Consider the following 23,142-nt stretch of genomic DNA (forward strand, 5'->3'; position numbering starts at 1 on the left):
CGGTCGGCTGCTGGTCAGGGGTCAGGCGGAACGGGTCACCCGGTCCACCAGCGCGCCGTAGCTGCCCAGCGTCACGAACTCGGGCAGCGTGAGGTCGCTGCCGTGGCGCTGCCGCAGCACGGTGACCAGCCGCAGGGCGCGCAGCGAGTCCCCGCCGGCGGCCTGGAAGTCCGTCGCCTGGTCGCCGGGCGCGACGCCGAGCACCTCCTGCCAGGCCGCCGCCACCTGGGCCGCCCACCGGGTCCGCGCGTCGTCGCCGGCGGCGGCCGGCCCGCCGGTGGCGACGGCGGGTAGCGGCGCGGTCGGGTCGGTGGCCAGCAGCCGGCGGAATCCGTCGGCGAAGGTGTCGACCCGGTCCGCGGCGACGTGCCGGTGGTCGTACTGGACGGTGAGGGCGAGGCGGCCGGTGTCGGCGTCCAGTTCGGCGTCGACGGCGAGGCTGAACGCGACGTCCACGGTGATGCCCCGGCTGTCCACGATGCGGCTGCCGCAGTCGGCCGGCCCGTTCGGGAAGTGGGTCCAGTTGAAGAAGTGGTCGAAGCGGGGGCCGGCACCGCCGGCGCGGACGATCTCGGCGAGCGGGAACCGGTGGTGTCCCATCAGCTCCCGCTCGGCCCGCCACACCTCGGCGGCCAACTCGGCCAGGGACCGGGTGCCCAGCCGCACGCTCACCGGCAGGGTGTTGAGGAACAGGCCGAGGGTGGTGTCGCTGCCGTCCCCCTCCGGCCGGCCGCCGACCACCAGGCCGCTGACCACGTCGTCGCGGCCGGAGAGCTCGCCGATCAGCCGCAGGTGGATGGCGAGCAGCCATGACTTGGCCGGCACCCCGGCGGTGCGGGCCGCCTCGGTGACCACGTCGGTCGTGTCCGCCTTCAGCGGCACCCGCTGGGTGGTGGTGGTCCGCGGGTCCGGCCCGCCGAGCAGCAGCGGCGGCACCGCGCCCGGGCCGTCCAACCAGAACCGGCGGGTGACCGGGTCGGCGAGGGCGTCCCGTTCGGCCGCCACGTACTCCCGGAACGGCAGGCCGGGGCGGGCCGGGCGCGGGCTGCCGGCCCGTTCCCGGTCGTACGCGGCGAGCAGGTCGGTGAGGAACAGGTGCAGGCTCCAGCCGTCGAGGATGCCGTGGTACTCGGCGACGATCAGGGTGAACGCGTCGGCGTCCTCCCGGACGGCGTGCAGCCGCAGCAGCGGCGGGCGGGCCCAGTCGAAGGGGCGTACCCGCTCCTGCGCGACGAGGTCGTCGACCCGCGCCCGGCGGGTCTGCGGGTCGGTGTCGGTCAGGTCCGTCACCGGCACCTCGACCGGGACGTCCGCGTGCACGAGCTGCAACGGCTCGGAGTACGCGCCCAGCGCGAACCCGGTCCGCAGCACCGGGTGGGCGGCCACCAGACCGGCCAGCGCGGCACGTAGCGCGGCGGCGTCCAGCGGCGCGCTGATCCGGTGCGCGGTGACGTTGTGGTACATCGCCGGGTCGCCGGTCAGCTCGCAGTGGTAGACCATGCCCTGCTGCAGGGCGGTCATCGGGTACGCGTCGGCGAGCCCTTCGGGCAGCAGCTCCCGGTCGGCTGCGGCGACCAGCGCGAACCGCTCGTCCGGCTCGGTACCGGCGGGCGCGGCGGAAGCCCCGTCGAGGGTGATCTGCCCGTGCGTGACGAGTTCCCGGATCGACTGGTAGGTGAAGATGTCGCCGAGCCGGAAGGACAGCCCCCGCTTGTTCGCCGCGACCTGCATCTGGATGCTGCGGATGGAGTCGCCGCCGAGGGCGAAGAAGCTGTCGGTCACGCCGAAGGTCGCCACCCCGAGGACCTCCCGCCACGCCTCCACCAGGATCTCCTCGGCCCGGTTGGCGGGCGTCACCGCCGCGCTGTCCCGGGGCCGGTCGAGGCGGGGCGCGGGCAGCGCCGCCCGGTCGAGCTTGCCGTTGCGGGTCAGCGGCAGCTCGTCGAGGAGCACCACCGCGGCCGGGACCAGGTGGGCCGGCAGCCGGTCGGCCAGCCAGCCGGTCAGCCGCTCCTCCAGCGGTCCGGTCGCCGGCCCGGCCGGGACGACCACCGCCGGACGCGGGTCGGCGGCGTACTCAGGGCGTACGGCGTGCAGGGTGTGCCGATCGGTGCCGACGAGCAGGTCGTCCTGTCGGGTAACCACGTCGAAGCCGTGGCCCTCGAACAACGCGACCAGCTCGACCAGCCGGCCCTCGGTGTCGGTGCCGGGCGCGTCGTGGACCTCCATGGCGACCTGCTGGATCAGCGGCCAGTGCCGTTCCGCCAGCCCGGCGAGCACGTCGGCCTCGGCGCGCTGCACGTCGATCTTCAGCAGGTCGATCCGCTGCGGCGCGAGCTCATCGAGCACGGCCGACAGCGGCCGGACCGGCACGGTGAGCTCCCGGCCGGCGAAGCGTTCCGTGAGCAGCTCGTCGACCCGGTCGAGCAGGACGTCCCGCTCGTCCGCGCCGGCGTCCCGCTCGTTGGCGAGGTACCGCTTGATCACCGACACCTCGGCATCGGGGTCGGCGTACGCGGCGTGGCCGGACATCATCGAGTAACCCGGGTAGTAGGTGAAGGACACCTCCCCGTCGGCCCGGGACAGCCCGATCCCGTGCACCGTGGCCGGTACGCCGAACTCGGCGACGTTGCGTCGCAGCACGTCGGTCACCGACGGCACCGGCTCGAACGCGTGGATCGTCGCGTCCGGGCAGGCGGTGTGGACGAACAGCGAGAACATGCCGATGTTCGCGCCCACGTCGAGCACGGTCGCCCCGGGCCGCAGCACGATGCCGTCGCGCAGGTAGACCTGCTGGACGAAGATCTCGTCGTACAGGTAACGGGTCTCGTGCGGGTTGATCCCGGCGATCCGCTCGACGTCAACGGCGGGTGCCGGGCGGCCCGGCCGGACGTAGGCGACGAGCCGGTCGCCGTGGCCGTCGTCGTCGCGGGCCACCACGGCGGCGTCGGCGACCTCCGGGAGCTCGCGCAGGACCGCGGCGACCTCGCCCGGTTCCACCCGGAAGCCGTGGATCTTCACCTGGTCGTCCAAGCGGCCCAGGTAGCGCAGCCGCCGGTCGGCGTCGAAGCGGACCCGGTCGCCGGTGCGGTACACCCGTTCGGTGCGGCCGGACGGCAAGGACACCGGCAGGAACCGCCGCGCGGTGGTCTCCGGGTCGCCGAGGTACCCGTCGGCGAGCTGCGGCCCGCTGACGCAGAGTTCCCCGGCCACGCCCGGTGGCACCGGTCGCAGGTGCTCGTCGAGCACCCAGACCGCCACGCCCGGCAGGGGCCGGCCGATGCTCGGGGCGTCCCCGGCGCGCACCTGCGCCGCGCTGGTGTCCACGGTGCACTCGGTCGGACCGTACAGGTTGACCGCGCGGACGCCGGGCAGCGCCGCCACGGCCTCCCACAGGTCCGGCGCGATGGCCTCCCCGCCGAGCAGCAGCAGGCCGGGCAGCCGCGTGTCGCCCGCCCCGGCGAGCAGGATGCGCAGCTGGGAGGGGGTCAGGTCGAGCACGTCGACCTGGTGGTCGGCCAGCGCGGCGGCCAGCGCCACCCCGTCCCGGCGAACCTGTTCGGGCACCAGGTAGAGGCTGCGGCCGTGACCGAGCTGCACGAGCTGCTTCATCGAGGCGTCGAAGGTGAGCGGGGCGTTCACCGCCACCCGCAGCCCGGGCCGGCTGCCCGCGTAGACGGTGCGCTCCAGGGCGTCGGCCAGGTGCGCGGCGGCGCCGTGCGACACCTGCACCGGGCGGGGCGTGCCCGTGGACCCGGAGGTGAAGATCACGTACGCCGGGCCGGTCGGGGCCGGTACCGCGGCGGGCGGCTGGCCACCGGCCGCGACGAGGTCGTCGACCATCACGGTCGCCGGGCCGCCGACACCGACGACGACCTCCGCGCCGACCGCGTGGATCTGGGCGGCGAGGCGCTGCGCCGGGGCGTCCGGGTCCAGCGGGACGAACACCGCCCCGGCCCGCAGCACCCCGAGGAACGCCACGACGGTGTCCCGGGACCGGGTGGCCAGCACCCCGACTGGAGCGCCGGACAGTCCGCGCCCGGCCAGCGCGCCGGCCACCCGCGCGGCCCGTTCGCGCAGCTCACCGACGGTGTACGCGCCGTCCGCCGCGACCACCGCCACGGCGTCGGGCTCCATGCCGCCGAGGCCCGCGTCGAGCAGGTCGACGAGGGTACGCTCCGGCGCCTCGGCGGCGGTCCCGGCCGCGTCGGCCAGCCAGCGGGCCTCCCCGTCGCCGAGCACCGCCAGTGGGACGGCGGCGGTGAGCGCGGCGGGCAGGGTCCGCAGGACCGCCAGCAGCGCGTCGAGCAACCACTGCCCGCCGACCACCCGCAGGGTGACCTGCTCGCCGTCGATCAGCGCGGTGAGCTGCGGGCCGGCGGCCGGCGGCGGGTCGGCGACCGCCACCGCGGCACCGTCGAGGCCGGCCACGGTGACCGGATCCACGGTGGGCAGCACGGCGAACCCGGCGACCGCCTCGGACTGCTCGTCCACCGGATCGACCAGGTGGAACGTGTCGTCCGCGGCCACCTCGACGGCGCGGACGGAGGCCAGCAGGTCGGCGGGGGCGACGGGCAACGGCAGGGCCAGCCGGAGCGGCCCGTAGCCGCCCAGCGGGCCCACCACGCCGGCGGTGCCGTCGGCCTGCCGGCCGTCGCTCCACCGGGCCAGCACCAGGTCCGCCTCGTCGGCCCCGGCCGGCGCCTCGGCCCGGCGGGAGACCGCCAGCGCCCAGGCGGCGAGGAGCACGGTGGCCGGCTCGACCTCGGCGGTGCGGGCGGCGTCGGCCAGCGCGGCAGCGGGCACGGTCGCGGTGACCACCGCGGTCGGGTCGTCGGCGTGCGGGGTGACCAGCCGCGCGGCCGGGGCGGCCGGGGCTGGGACCTTGTTCTGCTCCCGTTCCTCGTGCTGCCACTCGGCGACGTCGAGGAACTGCAGCGCCTCCGGGTCGTCCGGCAACGCCTCACCGGCGTAGGCCCGGGCCAGGTCGGCGAGGACCAGGCGCAGGCTGGCCGGGTCGGCGATCAGCGGGGTGGCGGCCAGCTCCAGGGCTTCGTCGGTGAGGGTGACCGACAGGTCGCCCTGCGCGCCGACCACCACGGCGCGGCTGTCGTCGACGTCCTGCAACGGCACCCGCAGGCCGGGGTGGTGCACCAGGGTCAGCCGCAGCGCCTCGTGCCGGGCCACCACCGTGTCGACGGCGGCCTGCAGCCGCGCCCGGTCCAGCGGCCGGTCCAGGCGGACCCGGGCCCTGACCAGGTCCTGCTTCCCGGACCAGGCCAGGCGCTGGATCGGCGACAGACGGTACCCGTTCACATCACACTCCGGTTGACGTAGAGGTCGGACATGGCAACGAGGATCTCCCGGTCGCCGCTGAAGGGTTCCCGCCCGTGGGTGGCCAGGAAGTTGTCCACGACCAGCACGTCGCCGCGCTGCCAGGGCACCGAGACGGCGTGCTGCCGGTACAGCTCGCGGATGCCGGTGACCACCTCGTCGGGGATCGGCTCGCCGTCGCCGTAGTACGCGTTGCGGGGCAGCCCCTCCGGGCCGTACTCGCGCAGCAGCGCGCCGGACACCTCGGCCGGCATGTTGGACACGTGGAACAGGTGGGCGTGGTTGAACCAGACGGTTTCCCCGGTACGCGGGTGCGTGGCGACCGCCTGCCGCCGGGCGCGGGTGCGCAGCCCGTCGTCACCGAGCCAGGTGAACTCGGTCGCCGAGGCGGCGCAGTACGCCTCCACCTCCGCCCGGTCGGTGGTCTGGAACGCCTCCTGCCAGGGCAGGTCCAGGTGCGGGCCGTAGTTGCGCACGTAGCTGACGCCGGAGCGCAGGAACCGCTCCCGCACGTCGGCGGGGATCAGCGGCGTGATCACCCGCTCGCTGGCCAGCGGGGTCGCCCCGCCGCTGCCGGTCGCCGGCTGCGCGCACCAGAAGTAGAGGTAGGTGGGCCAGTTGTGCGAGTACGACATCTCGTGGTGCAGCGGGATCCACTGCTCGGCGTTGAACTCGGTGGAGGTGAACACCCGGTCGGCCACCTCGTGGCGGGGCGCGGCCCGTTCGAGGTAGCCGAGCAGGTCCGGGCTGACCGCCCGGGCGGCCTGGCTGAAGTCGTCGGCGGTGCCCACCTCGAAGCCGCGGAAGAACACCGCGCCGTACTGGTCCAGGTCCCGCAGCAGCTCCTCGCGGCGGCCGGCGAGCCAGCCGGCCAGGTCGAGGTCGGGTACGGCGGCCTCGACGAGCAGCACGAAGGTGTCGTCCACGAGCACCCGCCGGGACACCGGCGAGGCGACCGTGCTGGTACCGCGACGACGCGGCCCCGGCCCGCTCATGCCCGGCCTCCCGTCGCGACCGTGCCGGAGCGAAGCGCGTCGGTCAGCTCGGGCGCGGCGACCGGGTCGGACATCGCGGTGAGGATCCGCCGGGGCGGGGTGAACGGCTCGCGGGCGTGCGCGGCGAGCATGTTCTCCACCAGCAGCACGTCGCCGCGCCGCCACTCGAAGGAACGGGTTTCCGCGACGTACGCCGCCCGCAGCTCGGCCAGCACCTCGTCGGGGATGGGCGTGCCGTCCCCGTACGCGGTCTGGTAGGGCAGGTCCTCCTCGTCGAGGGCGGCCCGCAGGCCGGCGCTGACGTCCTCGGGCAGGGAGGTGACGTGGAAGAACAGCGCGTGGTTGAACCAGGTCGGCTCCCCGGTGACGGGGTGGCGGCGCACCGCCGGGCGGACCTGCCGGGTGCGTAGCTGCTGGTCGCCGACCCATTCCACGTCGATCAGCGCCCGGGCGCAGTACGCTTCGACGTCCTCGCGGCGTTCGGTCTGGAACGCGGTCTGCCAGGAGAGGCTGATGCCGGGCAGGTAGTTGCGCCGGTAGAGCACCCCGCGCCGCTCGAACTCGGCGACGGTCTCCGGGCGGAGCCGGGCGAGCACCCGGCGGCTGTCCGCGAGCGGGGTACGCCCTCCGGCGGCCGGCGCCACCTCGCAGTGGAAGACGATGCGCAGCGGCCAGTTCACCGTGTAGGACTGCTCGTTGTGCAGCACGATCGGCTGGTCGGCGGGGTGCTCGGTGGACGTGTAGACGCCCTCGGTGACCTTGCTGCGCGGTGAGGAGCGTTCGCCGTAGGAGAGCACGTCGTCGGAGAGGGCGGCCATGACGGTGCGGAAGTCGTCCGGGCCGGCCACGGCGAAGCCGCGGAACAGCACGGCACCGGCGCGCCGGGCCAGCTCGTCGACCTCGTCGCGGTGGCCGGCCAGCCAGCCGGGCAGGTCGACGTCGGGCACGTTGGCCTGCACCAGCGCCGGCAGCGGTCCGCCGGGCCAGTCGGGGCGCACGTCCACCAGGTTCCGTTCGCGGCCGCGTCGGGGGATGGTCCGCGCGACGCGGGTCTGCTCACTCATCTTTCGCTCCCAAGGTGTCGGCGCAGTCGGCCAGACTGCGCCGGGGGTCGGCGGCGGCGGTACGCAGCAGCGCCGTGAGGCGGCGGTGCCACGTGACCACCCCGTCGTGGTCGAACAGGTCGGTGCGGTAGGTCCAGAGCGCCTCCAGCCCGTCCCGCCGCTCGTCGAGCCAGAGGGTCAGGTCGAGCCGGGCGGTGTCCGGGGTCAGCTCGACGCCGGTGAACTCCACACCGATCGCGCCGCGGTGGCGGGCCGGCGGGGCGTTCTGCACGCCGAAGGCGACCTGGACGAGGGGGTTGCGGTGCGGCCGGCGGGTGGGTCGGAGTCGCTCCACGAGCAGGTCGAAGGGGACGTCCTGGTGGGCCGCGGCGAACAGGGTGACCCGGCGGGCCTCGTCGAGCAGGTCGGCGAAGCGGCGATCGGGGGCCGGACGCAGCCGCAGCGGCAGGGTGTTGACGTAGCAGCCGACGCTCTGCTCGGCGGCGACGCTGGTCCGGCCGGCGAAGGCGACCCCGATCAGCAGGTCGTGACGGCCGGTGGCGGCGCCGAGCAGGGTGGCGAAGGCGGCCAGCCCGACCATGTGCAGGCTGACCCGCTCGGCCCGAGCCAGGTCCCGCACCGCTCGGGCGGTGGCGGTGTCCACGGTGGTCCGCAACGCGGCGCCCGACGGTGGGCCGTCGCCGGGCCGCGCGGCCGGCGGCGGCAGATCCGGCCGGGCCGGGACGGCGGATGGGGCGAGCCGGCCCCGGCGGGGCGGGGCGGTGGGCAGGTCGAGGAAGTCCGGAGCGCCGCGTAGTTCGTCCAGCACGTCGGCCACCGCCTGCCGCCCGGCCGGCCCGGCCAGCCAGTCCCGCTGCGCCAGGGCGAGCGCCGCGGGGCCGACCGCCGGGGATTCGGTCGCCGTCGCCGGGTTCACCCCGGTGTCGTACGCCTCCGCGAGGTCCCGCACGATGACGCCGAACGACCAGTCGTCGCAGACGATGTGGTGGACGACCAGCAGCAGCGCCACCGCGCGGCCGGTGTCGTCCGGTACCAGGTGGGCGCGCAGCAGCGGGCCGGCGGCCAGGTCCATGGGTGCGCGGGTGGCGTCGGCGGCGAGCCGGGTGAGCCGCTTGTCGAGCGGCGTGCCCGCCTCCTGCGGCGCGACGACGGGCGTCACCTCGGTGCCGGGGTGGACGTGCTGCATCGGCCCGTCCGGCCCGGTGGGGAACACGGTGCGCAGGGCCGGATGCCGGTCGACCACCTGGCGCAGCGCCCGGGCGAGCCGGTCCGGGTCCAGCGGCGTGGCGAACCGGATCGCGAAGGCCAGCAGGTAGGAGGTGTCGGCCGGGTTGAGCTGGTGCAGGAACCAGAGCCGGGTCTGCGCGGCGGACAGCGGGGCGGGCCCGGCCGGCGCCGGGCCGGCCGGATCGCCGGCCAGCGCCGCGTCGGCGGTCAGCCCGTCGAGGTGGGTGGTCAACGCGGCGACGGTCGGGTGGGCGAAGAGGTCGCCCGGTCGGACCGGCCGGCCGGTCGCGGCGGCCAGCCGGGTGGCGCAGCGGACCGCGAGTAGCGAGTCGCCGCCGAGGGCGAGGAAGTCGCTGTCGGCGTCGGTGACCGGGACGCCGAGGACCTCCCACCAGACCGCCGCCACCGTCCCGGCCGTCCCGGGCGGCGGTCCGGCGTCGGGCCCGGCGTCGTCGCCGAGAGTGGGGGCGGGCAGCGCGGACCGGTCAACCTTGCCGTTGGGCAGGGTGGGCAGCCGGTCCAGCCACACCACGGTCGCGGGGACCAGCGGCGCGGGCAGCACCTCGGCGAGCCGGGCCCGCACGTCGTCGCGTCGCTCGCCGACCAGGTAGCCGACCAGCAGCGGATCGCCGCTCGGTCCTTCCCGGACGGCGGCGGTCGCTTCGCGGACTCCGGGCAGGGCGGCGAGGCGGGCGGAGACCTCACCCAGCTCGATCCGGTAGCCGCGCAGTTTCACCTGGTCGTCGAGGCGGCCCAGGTAGGCCAGTTGCCCGTCCGGGCGCAGCCGGACCCGGTCGCCGGTGCGGTACATCCGCTCGCCGGGCCGGAACGGGTCGGGCCGGAACCGGACCTGGGTCTCCTCCGGCCGGTCGAGGTAGCCGCGGGCCAGGCCCGCGCCGGCCAGGTGGAGCTCGCCCGGCTCGCCGGGCGGGACGGGCTGCCCGTCGGGGTCGAGGACGTAGGCGCGGGTCTGCGGCAGGGGGCGGCCGATCGGCGGGTCCCCGCTGTCCGGCGGCACCTCCGCCCAGGTGGAGTAGGTGGTGTCCTCGGACGGGCCGTAGAGGTTGCACAGCCGGCGTACGTGGGGGCGGGACCACACCCGGGCGGCCAGCGCGGCGGTGAGCGGCTCGCCGGCCAGGCAGACGGTGCGGACGCTCTCCGGCAGGGCGCCGGCGGTGAGCAGTTCTCCCATCGCGGAGGGAACGGTGTTGACCAGGGTGACGGGCAACCCATCCGCGGCGGGGGCCGCGAGGGCCAGCACATTGTCGACGAGCAGCACCCGGCCGCCCCAGCACAGCGGGGCGAAGATCTCGAAGACGGACAGGTCGAAGCAGACGGAGGTGGCGGCGAGCATGCCACCCAGTTCGGTGTCGTCGAAGGTCTGCCGGGCCCAGTGCATGAGCACCGACGCCGAGCGGTGTTCGATGGCGACGCCCTTGGGCCGGCCGGTGGAGCCGGAGGTGTAGATGACGTACGCCAGGTCCGCGGGCGTGACCGGTACCGCGGGGTCGGTGCCGTCTCCCGCCGGGTCGAGCCGGTCGACCGGGATGGCCGTGTCGGGGAACCGGTCGGCGAGGTCGGCGCGGGTCAGCACCTGCCGTACGCCGGAGTCAGCGGTCATGAAGGCCACCCGGGCCTGCGGGTAGGCCGGGTCCAGCGGGACGTAGCAGGCGCCGGCCTTGAGCACGGCGAGCAGGGCGACCACCAGCTCGGGTGTGCGCGGCAGGCAGACGCCGACGCGGTCCTCCCGGGTCACCCCGCGCCGGAGCAGCACCCGGGCCAGCCGGTTCGCGGCCTCGTCGAGCTCCCGGTAGGACAGGGCGCGGTCGGCGTGCCGTACCGCCTCCGCGTCGGGGGTGCGGGCGGCCTGCGCGGCCACCATCCGGTGCAGGCAGTCCACGGCGGGCGTGGCGCTGGTCGGGCGCCGGCCGCCGGCCCGGCGGGTGGGGCCGGCGGATCGGGTGGGCGCGCTCATCGCTGACCGGCCCGGTGCAGCGCGAGCTGGCGGTCGGCCGCCTCCTGCAGGCGGTCCTTGTCGGCGAGGATGACGCTGCCGGGGTCGTTGTCCGGTAGCTCGTCCTCGACCTTGCGGATCGGTCGGTAGGCGATGCCGACGGCGGCGAGGGCGAGGGAGAAGAGTCCGGCCACGATCGCCGCGAGGGCCATGCCGCGGCCCGCTCCGGTGCCGACAATGGCGGCCAGCACGCCGTCGGGCGACACCATCGGGGCGAACACGTGCTCGGCGAGCGGGCCGGCGGTGAGGAAGCCGGCCGGCACCATCAGCCAGGACAGCATCTGGCCCATGGACAGCACCCGTCCCTGCAGGTCGAGGCCCACCTTGGCCTGCACGATGGCCAGCCAGTGGGTGTTCACCAGCGCGGCGGCCAGGCCCATGCCGAACAGGCCGAGGGTGGGGAACAGCGGGCTCGGGTGCAGGCCGACGGTGAGCAGCGACGCGCCGAGGAGCACGACGCTGCCCAGGATGCCGGTGGTACGCCGGGCCGTGCCGCCCCACACGCCCATGAGGACCGAGCCGACGAGCATGCCGACCCCGCTGGCGGCGAGCACCCGGCCGAGCACCGCCGGGTCGCCGAAGGACAGGGTCAGCGGGGTGACCAGGACCTCGACCATGGAGAAGAAGTAGTTCAGCGACGCGGTCAGCACGACCAACGCGACCAGGCCGTGCCGGCGGGTGATGAACCGCCAGCCGCCCAGTACCTCCTGCAGGAACGGCTCCTCCCGCTTGACGAACAGGGTGTCCGGGAAGCGGACCGACAGGGTGACGGCGACGGCGAAGGCGAAGGTGAGCAGGTCGATGACGACGATCCCGCGCAGCCCGACCGCGATCACCAGGGCACCGCCGACCAGCGGCGCCAGCACGGTGCTCGTCGCCGTGCCGAGGGAGACGATGCCGTTGGCGCGCCCGTAGTACCGCTTCGGTACCAGTTGCGTGACGGCCGCCAGGTAGGCGGGTTGCTGGAAGGCGGTCGCCACTGCGGTGACGGTGATGGCGGTGAACACGTGCCAGAGCTGGAGTTGGCCCAGCCACAGCAGGAGGGCGAGGCTCACCGTCCCGGTGGCCGCCAGGGAGTCCGCGAGGATCATGATCAGCCGTCGGTTCCACCGGTCGGCCAGTGCGCCGGCGATGGGGGAGAGGACGACGGCGGGCAGCAGCGCCAGGACGGTGGCCGTGGCGAACAGCGACACCGACCGGGTCTGCTGGTAGACCCACAGGCTCATGCCGAAGCCGGTCAGTCCGCTGCCGATGAGCGAGACGAGCTGCCCGATCGCGATCAGGTAGAACACGGTCAGGCTGGGCATGGAGCGGCGGGCGGCGGGTGGGGCCGCGACGCGCTCCGGTTCCTCACGGGGCGGTGCCGGGGCGGGGTCCGGCTTCGGCAGTGCCTCGCCGGCCGGCTGCTGCCGCTCCGCGGGCACCGTCGGGCCGCAGGTCGCCAGGATGATTTTCGCCAGCTCGGCCGGCTGGTGCTTGGCGAAGTAGTGGCCGGCGCCCTCGATGACCTCCAGCGACACCCGATCGGAGAAGAACTCCCACTCCAGGTACCGCTCCTGGTACAGCTCCGTGGCGCGGTCACCGCTGCCGACGACGCAGACGAGCGGGGCCGCCAACTTCCGGGGCAGGCCGTTGGCGTAGACGTCGGTGTAGTAGTCCTCGCCGGCCGCGGAGTCGGCCAGGACCACCCGCATGACGAAGTCCTTCTCGTTCTCGTCGAAGACCTCGGTGAAGAAGCCCATCGCGCGCAGCGCTTCCAGCGTCCGCCGTTTCGACGTCCAGCGCTCCATCGGGAACCAGCGCCGCAGCCAGCTGAACACCCGGCCGGGCAGTCGCGGGGCGGGGAAGTGGGCGCCGATGACCACTCCGGTCAGCTCGACACCGGCCGCCTCCAGCCGGCGTCCCAGCTCCACCGCGGTGGCGCCGCCCACGCAGTGCCCGTACACGGCCACCGGGCCTTCGATGCCCTCGAGGACCTCGGCCACGCAGCGGTCCACCAGTTCGTCCGTGTCCAGCAGTGGTTCGTCCGGGCGGTTCAGGTCATGACCGGGCCGCTCCAGGGCGTACAGGGACACCCCCGGTGGGAGGGCGTCGGCGAGCGGCTGGAAGGTGATTGCGCTGCCGCCGCCGAACGGTACGCACAGCAGCGTCAGCTGCGTCGGCGTCGCCGGCCGCGACGGGGTCAGCTCGTGCAGCAGGCGTCCGGCACTGCCGCCGGTGGCGTCCAGGTGTTCGGTCAGCGACCGGATGGTCGGGTAGCGGAACAGGTCGAGGACGCTGATCGCCGGGTCGTTGCCCGCCAGTGCCTTGATGGCCTTGAACGAGTCGCCGCCCAGGTCGAAGAAGTCGTCGTCGATGCCGACGGTGTCGTAGCCGAGGACCGCCGCCCACCGCTCGGCCAGGGCCTTGCGCAGCGGGGTGTCCGGTGGGGTCGCGCCGACGGTGGCGCCGCCGCGGCGGGGTGCGGGCAGGGCCGCGCGGTCGACCTTGCGGTTGGCGTTGAGCGGCATGCGGTCGAGCACCACGAAGGCGGACGGCACCATGTAGTCCGGCAGGTAGGTGCGGGCGAAGGACCGCCACGGCGCGGGGTCGACGTCGAAGTCGGCGGTCACGTCCGGCGTCGCCCCCTGATCCGCGTCCGCGTCGGGTTCCGTCCCGGTGGCCAGCGTCAGGTAGGCCACGATCGCCTTCTCGCCCTCGTCCTCGCGCACCACCACGGCGGTGTCGCGGATCGACGGGTGGCGGCGCAGCACCGCTTCGATCTCGCCGAGTTCGATGCGGAATCCGCGCACCTTCACCTGCGAGTCGCTGCGGCCGACGAACTCGATGCGGCCGTCGGCCAGGTAGCGGCCGAGGTCGCCGGTGCGGTACAGCCGGCCGCCGCCGTTCGGGTCCGGCACGAACCGCTGCGCGGTCAGCGCCGGGTCGCCGTGGTAGTCGCGGGCCAGCCCCGCGCCGCCGAGGTGCAGCTCACCGAGTACGCCCACGGGGGCGGGGGACAGCTGCGGGTCGAGCACGTGGACGCGCATGTTGCCGATCGGGCGGCCGATGGTGAGGTACGTGAAGCCGGGCTCGACGCGTTCCATCGTGGACCAGACGGCGGCCTCGGTGGGGCCGTACAGGTTCCACAGCGCGCCGACCCGCTCCGCCAGCTGTCGGGCCAACGGCGCGGACACCGCTTCGCCGCCGCACACGGCCGTCAGGCCGGGCAGGCCGGTCCACCCGGATTCGATCAGCAGCCGCCAGGTCGCCGGGGTGCCCTGGGCCAGGGTGACCTCTTCCGCGGCGAGCAGTTCGGCCAGCCGGGTCGCGTCGTAGGCGACGTCGCGGCCCACCAGCAGCATCCGGGCGCCGACCACGAGGGGCAGGAAGAGCTCCGGCACGGACATGTCGAAGGCGAAGCTGGCCATCGCGAGCATGGTGCCGTCGCTGGTCAGACCCGGCCGTTCCCGCATCGCGGCCAGGGTGTTGACGACCGCGCCGTGGCTCACCCGTACGCCCTTGGGGCGTCCGGTCGAACCGGAGGTGTAGATCACGTACGCGAGATGCTCCGGCCCGGCGAGGGGCTCCGGGTCGCTGTCCGGCTCGGTGACCAGCGACGCTTCGCCGCTGTGCACCACCTCGCCGGCGTACCCGGCGAACCGGTCGGCGAGGTCCGCCTCGGTGACCAGGACCGCCGCGCCGCTGTGCGCCAGCACGTACCGTTGCCGCTCCATCGGGTAGTCGGGGTCCACGGGGACGTACGCGCCGCCCGCCTTGAGCACGCCGACCAGGGTGACCGGGAGTTCGTGCGAGCGGTGGAGGCAGACGGCGACGGTGACGTCCGGGCCGACGCCGGCCCGGCGGAGCCGGTGGGCGAGCTGGTTGGCGCGGGCGTTGAGCTCGGCGTAGGTGAGCGTGGTCGCCCCGAACGTCACGGCGGGCCGGTCGGGGTTCGCCGCGGCCTGGTGTTCGATCAGCTCGACGAGGGTCGGTGTCTGCCCGTCCCGGCCCTGCGTGGCCCAGCCGAGCGGGGTGGCGGTGTCGTTCCATTCGGCGACGCGGGCCAGTTCGGCGGGGGTGAGGACGTTCACGTCCGCCAGCCGGACGCCGGGGTCGGCGACGGCGGCGGCGAGCAGCGTCTCCAGGTGGCCCATCATCCGCTCGGCGGTCGCCGCGTCGAACAGGTCGGTGTTGTACTCCAGCCGGAACCGCAGCCCCTCGTCCGCCTCGTACGCGTACAGGGCCAGGTCCTGCTGGGCGATGCCCGGCTCGACGGCGAACTGGACCATCCGCAGCCCGCTCGTCCGCAGGTCCTGTTCGGGCACGTTCAGCATGTTGAACATCACCTGGAACAGGGGGTTGCGGCTGAGGTCGCGGGGCGCGTCGACGAGGTCGACGAGGCGTTCGAACGGCACCTCCTGGTGGTCGTACGCCCCCAGCGCCGTGCGCCGCACCTGGCCGAGCAGCTCCTCGAAGGTCCAGTCGCCGTCGATGACGGTCCGCAACGGCAGCATGTTGACGAAGAAGCCGACCATCGGTTCGAGCTCGGCGCGGACCCGTCCGGCGACCGGGGTGCCGACGCAGATGTCGGCCTGCCCGGTGTAACGCCAGAGCAGGGCCTTCAGCGAGGCCAGCACCGTCATGGCCAGGGTGGCGCCCCGGGCCTGGCTGAAACGGCGCAGTTCGTCGGCCGTCCGCGGGGGCAGGATCCGGGTGCTCACCGCGCCGTCGAACGTCTGCACGGGCGGCCGTGGCCGGTCGGTGGGCACCTCCAGGACGCTGGCCACGCCGTCGAGTTGCCGGCGCCAGTACCGCATGTCGTCGCTGTCGGTGTCGGCCATCCGGCTGCGCTGCCAGCGCGCGTAGTCGCCGTACTGGACGGCCAGGTCGGGCAGCGGCGAGGGGCGGCCGTCGAGGACGGCGTCGTAGAGCGTGGCCAGCTCGCCGGCGATGATGCCGAGGGACCACCCGTCGGAGACGTTGTGGTGCATGGTCAGCGACAGCACGTGCCGGTCGTCGGCGATCCGGAGCAGCACGGCCCGGAACAGCGGCCCGCGGGCCAGGTCGAACGGGCGGCGGACGTCGGCGGCCAGGGCGGCGTGGACCCACTGCGGCACCGCGTCGGCGACCGCGGACTCGACGATGCTGCGCCCACCGGCCGCGTCCGGCTCCGCGTCCGCCGGCGCGGACGTGACCGGCAGGTCGACCGGGCCCGGCGGCAGCACCTGCTGGACGGGGTCGCCGTCGGGGCCGAGCGGGAAGACGGTACGCAGCGACTCGTGCCGCCGGACCAGCTCCCCGAGGGCGCCGCGCAGGGCGTCGACGTCGAGGGCGCCGTCCAGCAGCAGGGTGGTGCTGACGGTGTACGCGTTCTGGCGGTACGCCTGGTCGAGGAACCACAACCGGTGCTGCCCGGAGGACAGCGGCGCCGGACCGGCGTCGGACTCGGCGCGGGGGATGGCCGGCTGGGCGGGCGCGGCGGTGGGCTGCTCGGCGACGGCCTCCGCGGGGCGGGTGGCTGCGGGACCGCTCGCGGGCAGCGCCGCCGCGATCTGCGCGACGGTCGGCTGCGCGAAGACCGTCTCGAGCGGCAGCGCCACGCCGAGCCGGGCACGCAGCCGCACGACGAGCTGGGTGGCGAGCAGCGAGTGCCCGCCCAGCTCGAAGAAGCTGTCGAGCGCCCCGATCGGTCGGATGCCGAGCAGTTCGCTCCAGATCTCCGCCACGCACTCCTGCTCAGGCGTGCTGGGGGCGACGTAGGCCGTGCTGAGGGCCGGCCGGTTGCCGGCGTCGACGGGCTCCGGCGCGTCCGGGGAGGCCGGAAGAGCCGCCGGCGGGGCGGGTACGGGGGCCGCGGCGACGGCGCGCGGCGCCGCGTCCACCCAGTACCGGTGCTGCTCGAACGGGTAGCCGGGCAGCGCCAGGCGCCGGCGGCGGCCACCGTGGAAGCGGGCCCAGTCGACCGGCACCCCGGACAGCCACATCCGGCCGGCCGCGTCGAGCATCGTGGCGAGGTCGTCGGCGTCGCTGCGCGGATGCCGCATCGCCGCCACCACCTGGCCGGGCCGCAGACCGGCCAATCGCGCCAGGCCGCCGAGGGCGTGCCCGGGGCCCAGCTCCGCGAGGACCACGTCCTGCTCGGCGAGCAGCGCGGCCGACTCGGCGAACCGCACCGGCTCGCGCATGTGCCGCACCCAGTAGCCGGGATCGGTGACCTGGCCGGGGGTGACGGGGCCGCCGGTGAGGTTGGTCAGGTAGGGGCGTTCGGGTTCGCGGTAGGTGACCTGGCGGGCGTGGTCGGCGAACTCGTCGAGCACCGGGTCGAGAAGCGCCGAGTGGTAGCCGCGGGTGACCCGCAGCGGCCGGCAGTCGACCCCGTCGCCGGTCAGCCGCCGGCGAAGCTCCCCGATCGCCTCCGGGTCGCCGGACAGCACGCACAGCTCCGGGGCGTTCACGGCGGCCAGCGACACCCGGTCGTCGAGCAGCCCGGCCACGGCCGTCTCGGGCAGGCTCACCGCGAGCATCGCCCCGGCCGGGGTCCGCTCGACCAGCTCGCCGCGGGCGCACACCAGGCGCAGCGCGTCGGGCAGGGAGAACACGCCGGCGAGGCACGCGGCGACGTACTCGCCGAGGCTGTGCCCCACCATCAGGTCCGGGGTCACGCCCCGGGCGAGCAGCGACCGGGCGAGGGCGTACTCGGTGACGAACAGCGCCGGCTGGATCAGCCGGGGCTGCGTGAGCAGCTGCTCGGCCCGCTCGTGTCCGTCGGGCGTGGGGCAGAGCAGCGTACGCAGGTCGAGCCGCAGGTCGTCGCGGAGCAGTTCGGCGCACTCGTCCACCACGGCCCGGTAGGTCGGCTCGGCGCGGTACAGGCCGGCGCCCATCGCGACGTGCTGGGCGCCGTGCCCGGGGAAGGCGAACACCAGCGCCCGCCGGCCGCCGGGGTGGGTGCCGGTGAACTGCCGCTGCGGCGAGTCGAGGGCGGCCAGCGCGTCGGCGTGATCCGCCGCGACGAGGAACCGCCGGTGGGTCATCGACTGGCGCCGGCCCAGGTTGGCCGCGACGTCGGCGAGGTCCACCTCGGGACGGGCGGCCAGCCAGTCGCGGACCTGCCGCGTCTGCAGGTCCAGCGACTCGACCGTACGGGCCGACACGACCAGCAGCTGCGGCCCCGCGGCCGGCGCGGGCGGCGGCGGGGCGGGCGCCGTGGCCGGCGGCTCCTCCAGCACGACGTGGGCGTTCGTGCCGCCCATGCCGAACGAGCTGACCCCCGCCCGGCGCGGGCCGTCGCCCGGCCAGGGGCGGGCGGAGTCGTTGAGATAGAACGGGCTGCCCGCGAAGTCGATCGCCGGGTTGGGCCGGCTGACGTTGATCGTCGGGGGCAGCGTACGGCTGTGCAGCGCCATGACCGTCTTGATCAGTCCGGCGACACCGGCGGCGGCGTCGGTGTGCCCGATGTTGGCCTTGACCGAACCGAGGGCGCAGAAGCCCTGGTCGTCGGTGCCACGCCGGAACGCCTCGGTCAGCGCGGTCACCTCGATGGGGTCGCCGAGGCTGGTGCCCGTCCCGTGGGCCTCCACGTAGCTCACCGAACGGGGGTCCACGCCGGCCGTCGTCAGCGCGTTGCTGATCACCTCGACCTGGCCGTCGACGCCCGGTGCGGTGTACCCGGTGCGGCGGGCCCCGTCGTTGTTGACGGCAGACCCGCGGATCACGGCGTAGATGGTGTCGTTGTCCGCGACGGCGTCCTCGAGCCGCTTGAGCGCGACGATGCCGACCCCGCTGGATTCGATGCTGCCGCGGGCGTCCGCGCTGAACGGGCGGCAGTGCCCGTCGGGGGAGTAGATGCCGCCGTCGTGGTAGAGGTAGCCGCGCCGCTGCGCCGGGAAGATGCTGACGCCGCCGGCCAGGACCAGGTCGGACTCGCCGGCCAGCAGGCTCTGCCGGCCGAGGTGCACGGCCACCAGCGAGGTCGAGCAGGCGGTGGCGACGGTGACGGCGGGACCGGTCAGGTCGAGCTTGTAGGCGACCCGGCTGAGCAGGAAGTCCTTGTCGTTGCCGATGGACAGCTGGTGCTCGCCGAGGGCGCTCATCAGCTCCGGATCGCTGCTGAGGTGGTCGAGCAGGTAGCTGCTGCGACCCGACCCGGCGAACAGGCCGATCCGCCCGGGGTGGCCGGACGGGTCGTAGCCGGCGTGCTCCAGCGCGTGCCAGGCGCATTCCAGCAGGAGCCGGTGCTGGGGGTCGAGGGTCTGCGCCTCGCGAGGCGTGATGCCGAAGAAGGCCGCGTCGAACTCGTCGATGCCGGGCAGGTAGGTGCCGGCCCGGACGTACGCCGGGTCGTCGAGCCGGCTCGGGTCCGCGCCGTCGGCCAGCATCTCCTCGACCGTGAACTCCTGCACCGACTCCACGCCGGCGCGGATGTTGTGCCAGTACTCGTCGAGGGTCCGCGCGCCGGGGAAGCGGCAGGCCATGCCGACCACGGCGATCAGGCCGCTGGGCTGGCCGGTGTCGTAGCTCGCGCCGGCGGACGGCCGGGCGGTGCGGGCCGGTCCGGGACGCGGGGCGGCCGCCGTCCCGGTGGTGGCGGTGGCGAGGAACGCCGCCAGGGATTCGACCGTGGGGTTGCGGAACAGGTCGGTGACCGTGACGACGTCGCCGACCTGCGCGCGCAGCTGGTCGAGGACGGCCAGCAGGCGCATCGAGTGGCCGCCGAGGTCGAAGAAGTTGTCCCGCACCCCGACCCGCGGCACGCCGAGCACGTCCCGCCACACGTCCACGACCAGCCGCTCGAGGCGGATCCGTGCGGCGTCCCACTGGACCGGGCCAGGGCCGGCGGGCGCAGCCGGTTCGGGCGCGGGCTGACCCTGATCCGGCGCGCAGCGTTGCCGCGGCACGTCTGGGGCCCGACCGGGGGCGGGCAGCGCGGCCGCGTCCACCTTGCCGTTGCCAGTCAGCGGCAGCGCGTCGAGGAAGACGAACGCGCCGGGAACCATGTAGGACGGCAGCTCGGCGGAGAGGGACGCCCGCAGGACGGCGCTGTCGTGGTCGGTGTCCACGGCGCCCGCCACGTACGCGACGAGCTGCGGGTCGTCGGGGTCGTCCCGGCGCAGCTGGACCGTCACGTCGCTCTCCGGCAGGTGCCGCCGTACGGCCGCCTCGATCTCGCCGCACTCGATGCGGTAGCCGCGCAGCTTGACCTGGTTGTCGGTGCGACCGAGGTATTCGAGGTTCCCGTCCGGGCGCAGGCGCACGAGGTCGCCGGTCCGGTACAGCCGCGCGCCGGGGACGGACGAGAACGGGTCCGGAACGAACCGCTCGGCGGTCAACCTCGGCTGGTGCAGGTAGCCGCGCGCCACGCCGGCTCCGCCGACGTACAGCTCGCCCACCACGCCCGCCGGGACCGGGTTCCCCCACCCATCGAGCACGTACAGCTCAGTGTTGGCGATCGGCCGGCCGATGGGGACCGAGCCGTCGGCCCCCGTGGCCGCGTCGACCTCGTACGCGGCACAACCGACCACGGTCTCCGTCGGCCCGTACTCGTTGACCAGCGCGGTGGCGGGGGAGTGGGTCCGCCAAGGCGCCACCTGGTCGGCGCGCAGGTTCTCGCCGCCAATGACGAAGCACCGGGTGCGGTCGGCCAGCTCGGCGGGGCGGAGCTGGTGGTTGACCAGGTCGAGCTGCGCCGGGGTGATCTTCACCAGCCCGAACGGCGTCCGCCGCTGGCGCAGCGCCTCGCCCAGCGCCTCCGGGCCGAGGTGTTCGCCGACCATCAGGACGGTGGCCCCGCTGGTCAGCGGAACCAGCAGGCTCGTCACGGTCAGGTCGAACCCGATCGACGAGTGCAGCGGGACCGTGTCCCCGGGCTGCAGCCGGTAGGCCTGGGCCGCCCAGCGCACGTAGTTGCACACGCCGCGGTGGGTCACCATCACCCCCTTGGGGCGGCCCGTCGACCCGGAGGTGTAGATGACGTACGCCAAATCCTCCGCCGACGGCGACGGCCGTCGGCGCGGCCGTCGCCGCGGCCCGCCGCCCGAGCCTCCGTTGCCACGACCGGGGTCGGCCTGGGCGACCGGCGAGTCCAGACCCGGCATCAGCAGCGCCGTCTCGTCGGGCACCAGGTGCGCCAGCTCGGCGCAGGTGAGCACGACCGAGGCGGCCGTGTCGTCGAGCAGGTAACGCAACCGGGCGGGTGGGTTGGCCGGATCCATGGGTACGTAGGCCGCGCCGGTCTTCAGCACCGCGAGGACCGCCACGGCGAACGGAACGGCGCGCGGCAGGAGCACCCCCACCAGGCCACCGATCCCGACGCCCCGCTGGCGCAGCGTCTCCGCCAGCGCCTCGGCCCGAGTGTGCAGCTCGTGGTAGGTCAGCACGGTGTCGCCGTCAGTCACCGCCACACCGTCGGGGGTACGCCGGGCCTGCTGCTCGATCAGCACGTGGACCAGCTCGTCCGGCACCGCGGGGGTGGCGGTGCCGTTCCACTCCGCGACGAGCTGCCGGTGCTCGTCGGCGGTGAGCATCGCGGCGGAGCCGACCGGCGCGCCCGGGTCGGCCAGCAGCGACCGCAGCAGCGCCTGGAAGTGCCCGGCGAGGCGGACCATCGTGTCCTCGTCGAACAGGTCGGTGCGGTACTCCAGCACGGTCCGCACGCCGTCGGCGTTCTCCCGCACCGCGACGGTGAGGTCGAACTTGGCGGTGCTGCCGGGTACGTCGAGCGAGGTGACGTCGAGGCCGTCGAGGCGCGGCGGCGCCGCCTCCCGGCCGTACACGAACATCACCTGGAACAGCGGGGTGAAGCCGGGCTGGCGGGCCGGGCGCAGCGACTCCAGCAGCGCCTCGAAGGGAAGCTCCTCGTTGCTCAGCGCCTCGAGAGCGGCGGTGCGTACCCGATCGAGCAGCGCCTCGAACGACGGGTTGTCGTCCAGCCGGGCGCGGATGGCGACGGTGTTCAGCAGCAGCCCGACGAGCTGCTGCGCCTCGGCCCGCTGCCGGTTGGCCGTGGGCGTGCCCACCACGATGTCGCGCTGCCCCGTCCACCGCGCCAGCAGCACCTGCAGCGCGGCGAGCAGCACCATGTACGGGGACACGCCCATCCGGTGGCACAGCGCCATCAGCGCCTCGGTGGACACGTCCAGCGGGACCGACAGGGTGGCCCCCGCGCTGGACGGCACGGTGGGCCGCGGCCCCCGGGTGGGCAGCTCCAGGACGGCGGGCGCGTCCGCGAGCTGCGCGCGCCAGTAGTCGCGCTGGGCGGCCGCCTCCGTACCACCGAGCCAGTCGTGCTGCCACGCCGCGTGGTCGCGGTAGTCGACGTCGACCGGGTCGAGGTCCGCCGGCCGGCCCGTGCGGTGTGCCGTGTAGAGCCGTTCCCACTCGTCGTGCAGGATGCCGAGCGACCACTCGTCGACGGCGACGTGGTGCAGGGTCAGCAGGAGCAGGTGCTCCTCCGGCCCGCAGCGCAGCAGGCTGGCACGCAGCAGCGGCCCACGTTCCAGGTCCATCGGGGTGCGCGCCTCGGCCTGGATCCGGGCCTGCAACTCCTGGTCGCGTTGCCACGTGGGCAGCCCGCTCAGGTCGTGCACCCGCAACAGGCCGAGGCGCGGGTCGTGCACCACCTGGACCACGCGCTGCGCCGCACCGTCCGGATCGGACGGCCCAGCCGGGCCGTCCGCCGCCGGCGCGAGAGTGGTACGCAGCGCGGTGTGCCGGGCCACCAGCCCGTCGAGCGCCGCCGACAACGCCGCCACGTCCAGCGGTCCGCGCAGCCGGTAGGCCAGCGGCACCAGGTAGGTGGCCGCGTCGGGGTCGAGGCGGCTCAGATACCACATCTGGCGCTGCGCGTACGAGGCCGCGACCGGGCCAACAGCAGGAAAAGCGCCTGCGGCATCGGCCCGGAACGGCGCGACGGGCGTCGCTCGCCGGGAACTCAGGACGTCGGTCATCGCGTTTGCCTTCTATGCCAGCACCGGCCGGAGGAACGCCGTCAACGCGCCGGCCCGTTCGATCGGTTGCTCGTGGTCCAGTGGGCCGAATCTGTCGCTGGCGGCCGGTCGACCTGGGGTCGGCTCGGCCTGGTGGAGCACGGTCACGGGTACGGCACCGGGATGCGGCGACGCGACCGGCCGGCGGGATGATCCCGCAGGTCGGAGGGTGCCCGTGACAGCCCCCGCGATCAGCCCATTCATACGACAGATGTAGATCCTTGAGAGGAAAAGCCCGTCGACATCATGGCACTGATGATCTTGGTTGGGGGATCCCCGGAATGTGTCGGCTGTCGATGCTTTCGGTGCCGACGTCGTTGCACGTTCGTCTATTTTTCTGTCGCCGGCAAGATCTATGACGCGGAAGGTGTCGCAACGACGATTGACTGAAACAGCCGGGGGCACCGTAGGTGGGGAAGATGAGGGCGCCGGCCGGGACGCAGTACCCGGATCGCGCGGCCAGGTGTGCGAGGCCGCGGCGCTGCACACCCAGGACAGAGCGTGCGCGTAATCCCGTAGCGTGGAGATGAGCCCGCTCGTCA

The 23,142-nt window shown here is 74.5% G+C and carries 5 protein-coding genes; all 5 read right to left on the minus strand.

Features of this window, described 5'->3' with window-relative positions:
- Nucleotides 1-21: 21 nt before the first annotated feature.
- The 5 genes from ACY34I_RS21805 to ACY34I_RS21825 are packed head-to-tail and all read right to left on the minus strand — an operon-like array spanning nt 22 to nt 22,561.
- Nucleotides 22-5,316, minus strand: a complete 5,295-nt coding sequence (locus ACY34I_RS21805) for an amino acid adenylation domain-containing protein (RefSeq protein ID WP_462756924.1) — start codon at nt 5,314-5,316, stop codon at nt 22-24.
- Nucleotides 5,313-6,329: a TauD/TfdA family dioxygenase gene (locus ACY34I_RS21810; RefSeq protein WP_462756926.1), complete on the minus strand. Its 1,017-nt coding sequence runs from the start codon at nt 6,327-6,329 to the stop codon at nt 5,313-5,315. The genes ACY34I_RS21805 and ACY34I_RS21810 overlap by 4 nt, the downstream gene beginning before the upstream one ends.
- The gene (locus ACY34I_RS21815; protein ID WP_462756928.1) at nt 6,326-7,393 is read right to left on the minus strand and encodes a TauD/TfdA family dioxygenase; all 1,068 of its coding nucleotides are present in this window, start codon (nt 7,391-7,393) and stop codon (nt 6,326-6,328) included. Before ACY34I_RS21815 ends, ACY34I_RS21810 begins: the two co-directional genes overlap by 4 nt.
- Entirely contained in the window at nt 7,386-10,595 is a 3,210-nt protein-coding gene (locus tag ACY34I_RS21820; RefSeq protein ID WP_462756929.1) for an amino acid adenylation domain-containing protein, read from the minus strand. Before ACY34I_RS21820 ends, ACY34I_RS21815 begins: the two co-directional genes overlap by 8 nt.
- Nucleotides 10,592-22,561, minus strand: coding sequence for an amino acid adenylation domain-containing protein (locus ACY34I_RS21825; RefSeq protein ID WP_462756930.1), 11,970 nt, complete (start codon nt 22,559-22,561; stop codon nt 10,592-10,594). The genes ACY34I_RS21820 and ACY34I_RS21825 overlap by 4 nt, the downstream gene beginning before the upstream one ends.
- Between the last annotated feature and the right edge of the window lie 581 nt (nt 22,562-23,142).

It is taken from the genome of Micromonospora sp. RTBAU3-60 (assembly GCF_054963695.1).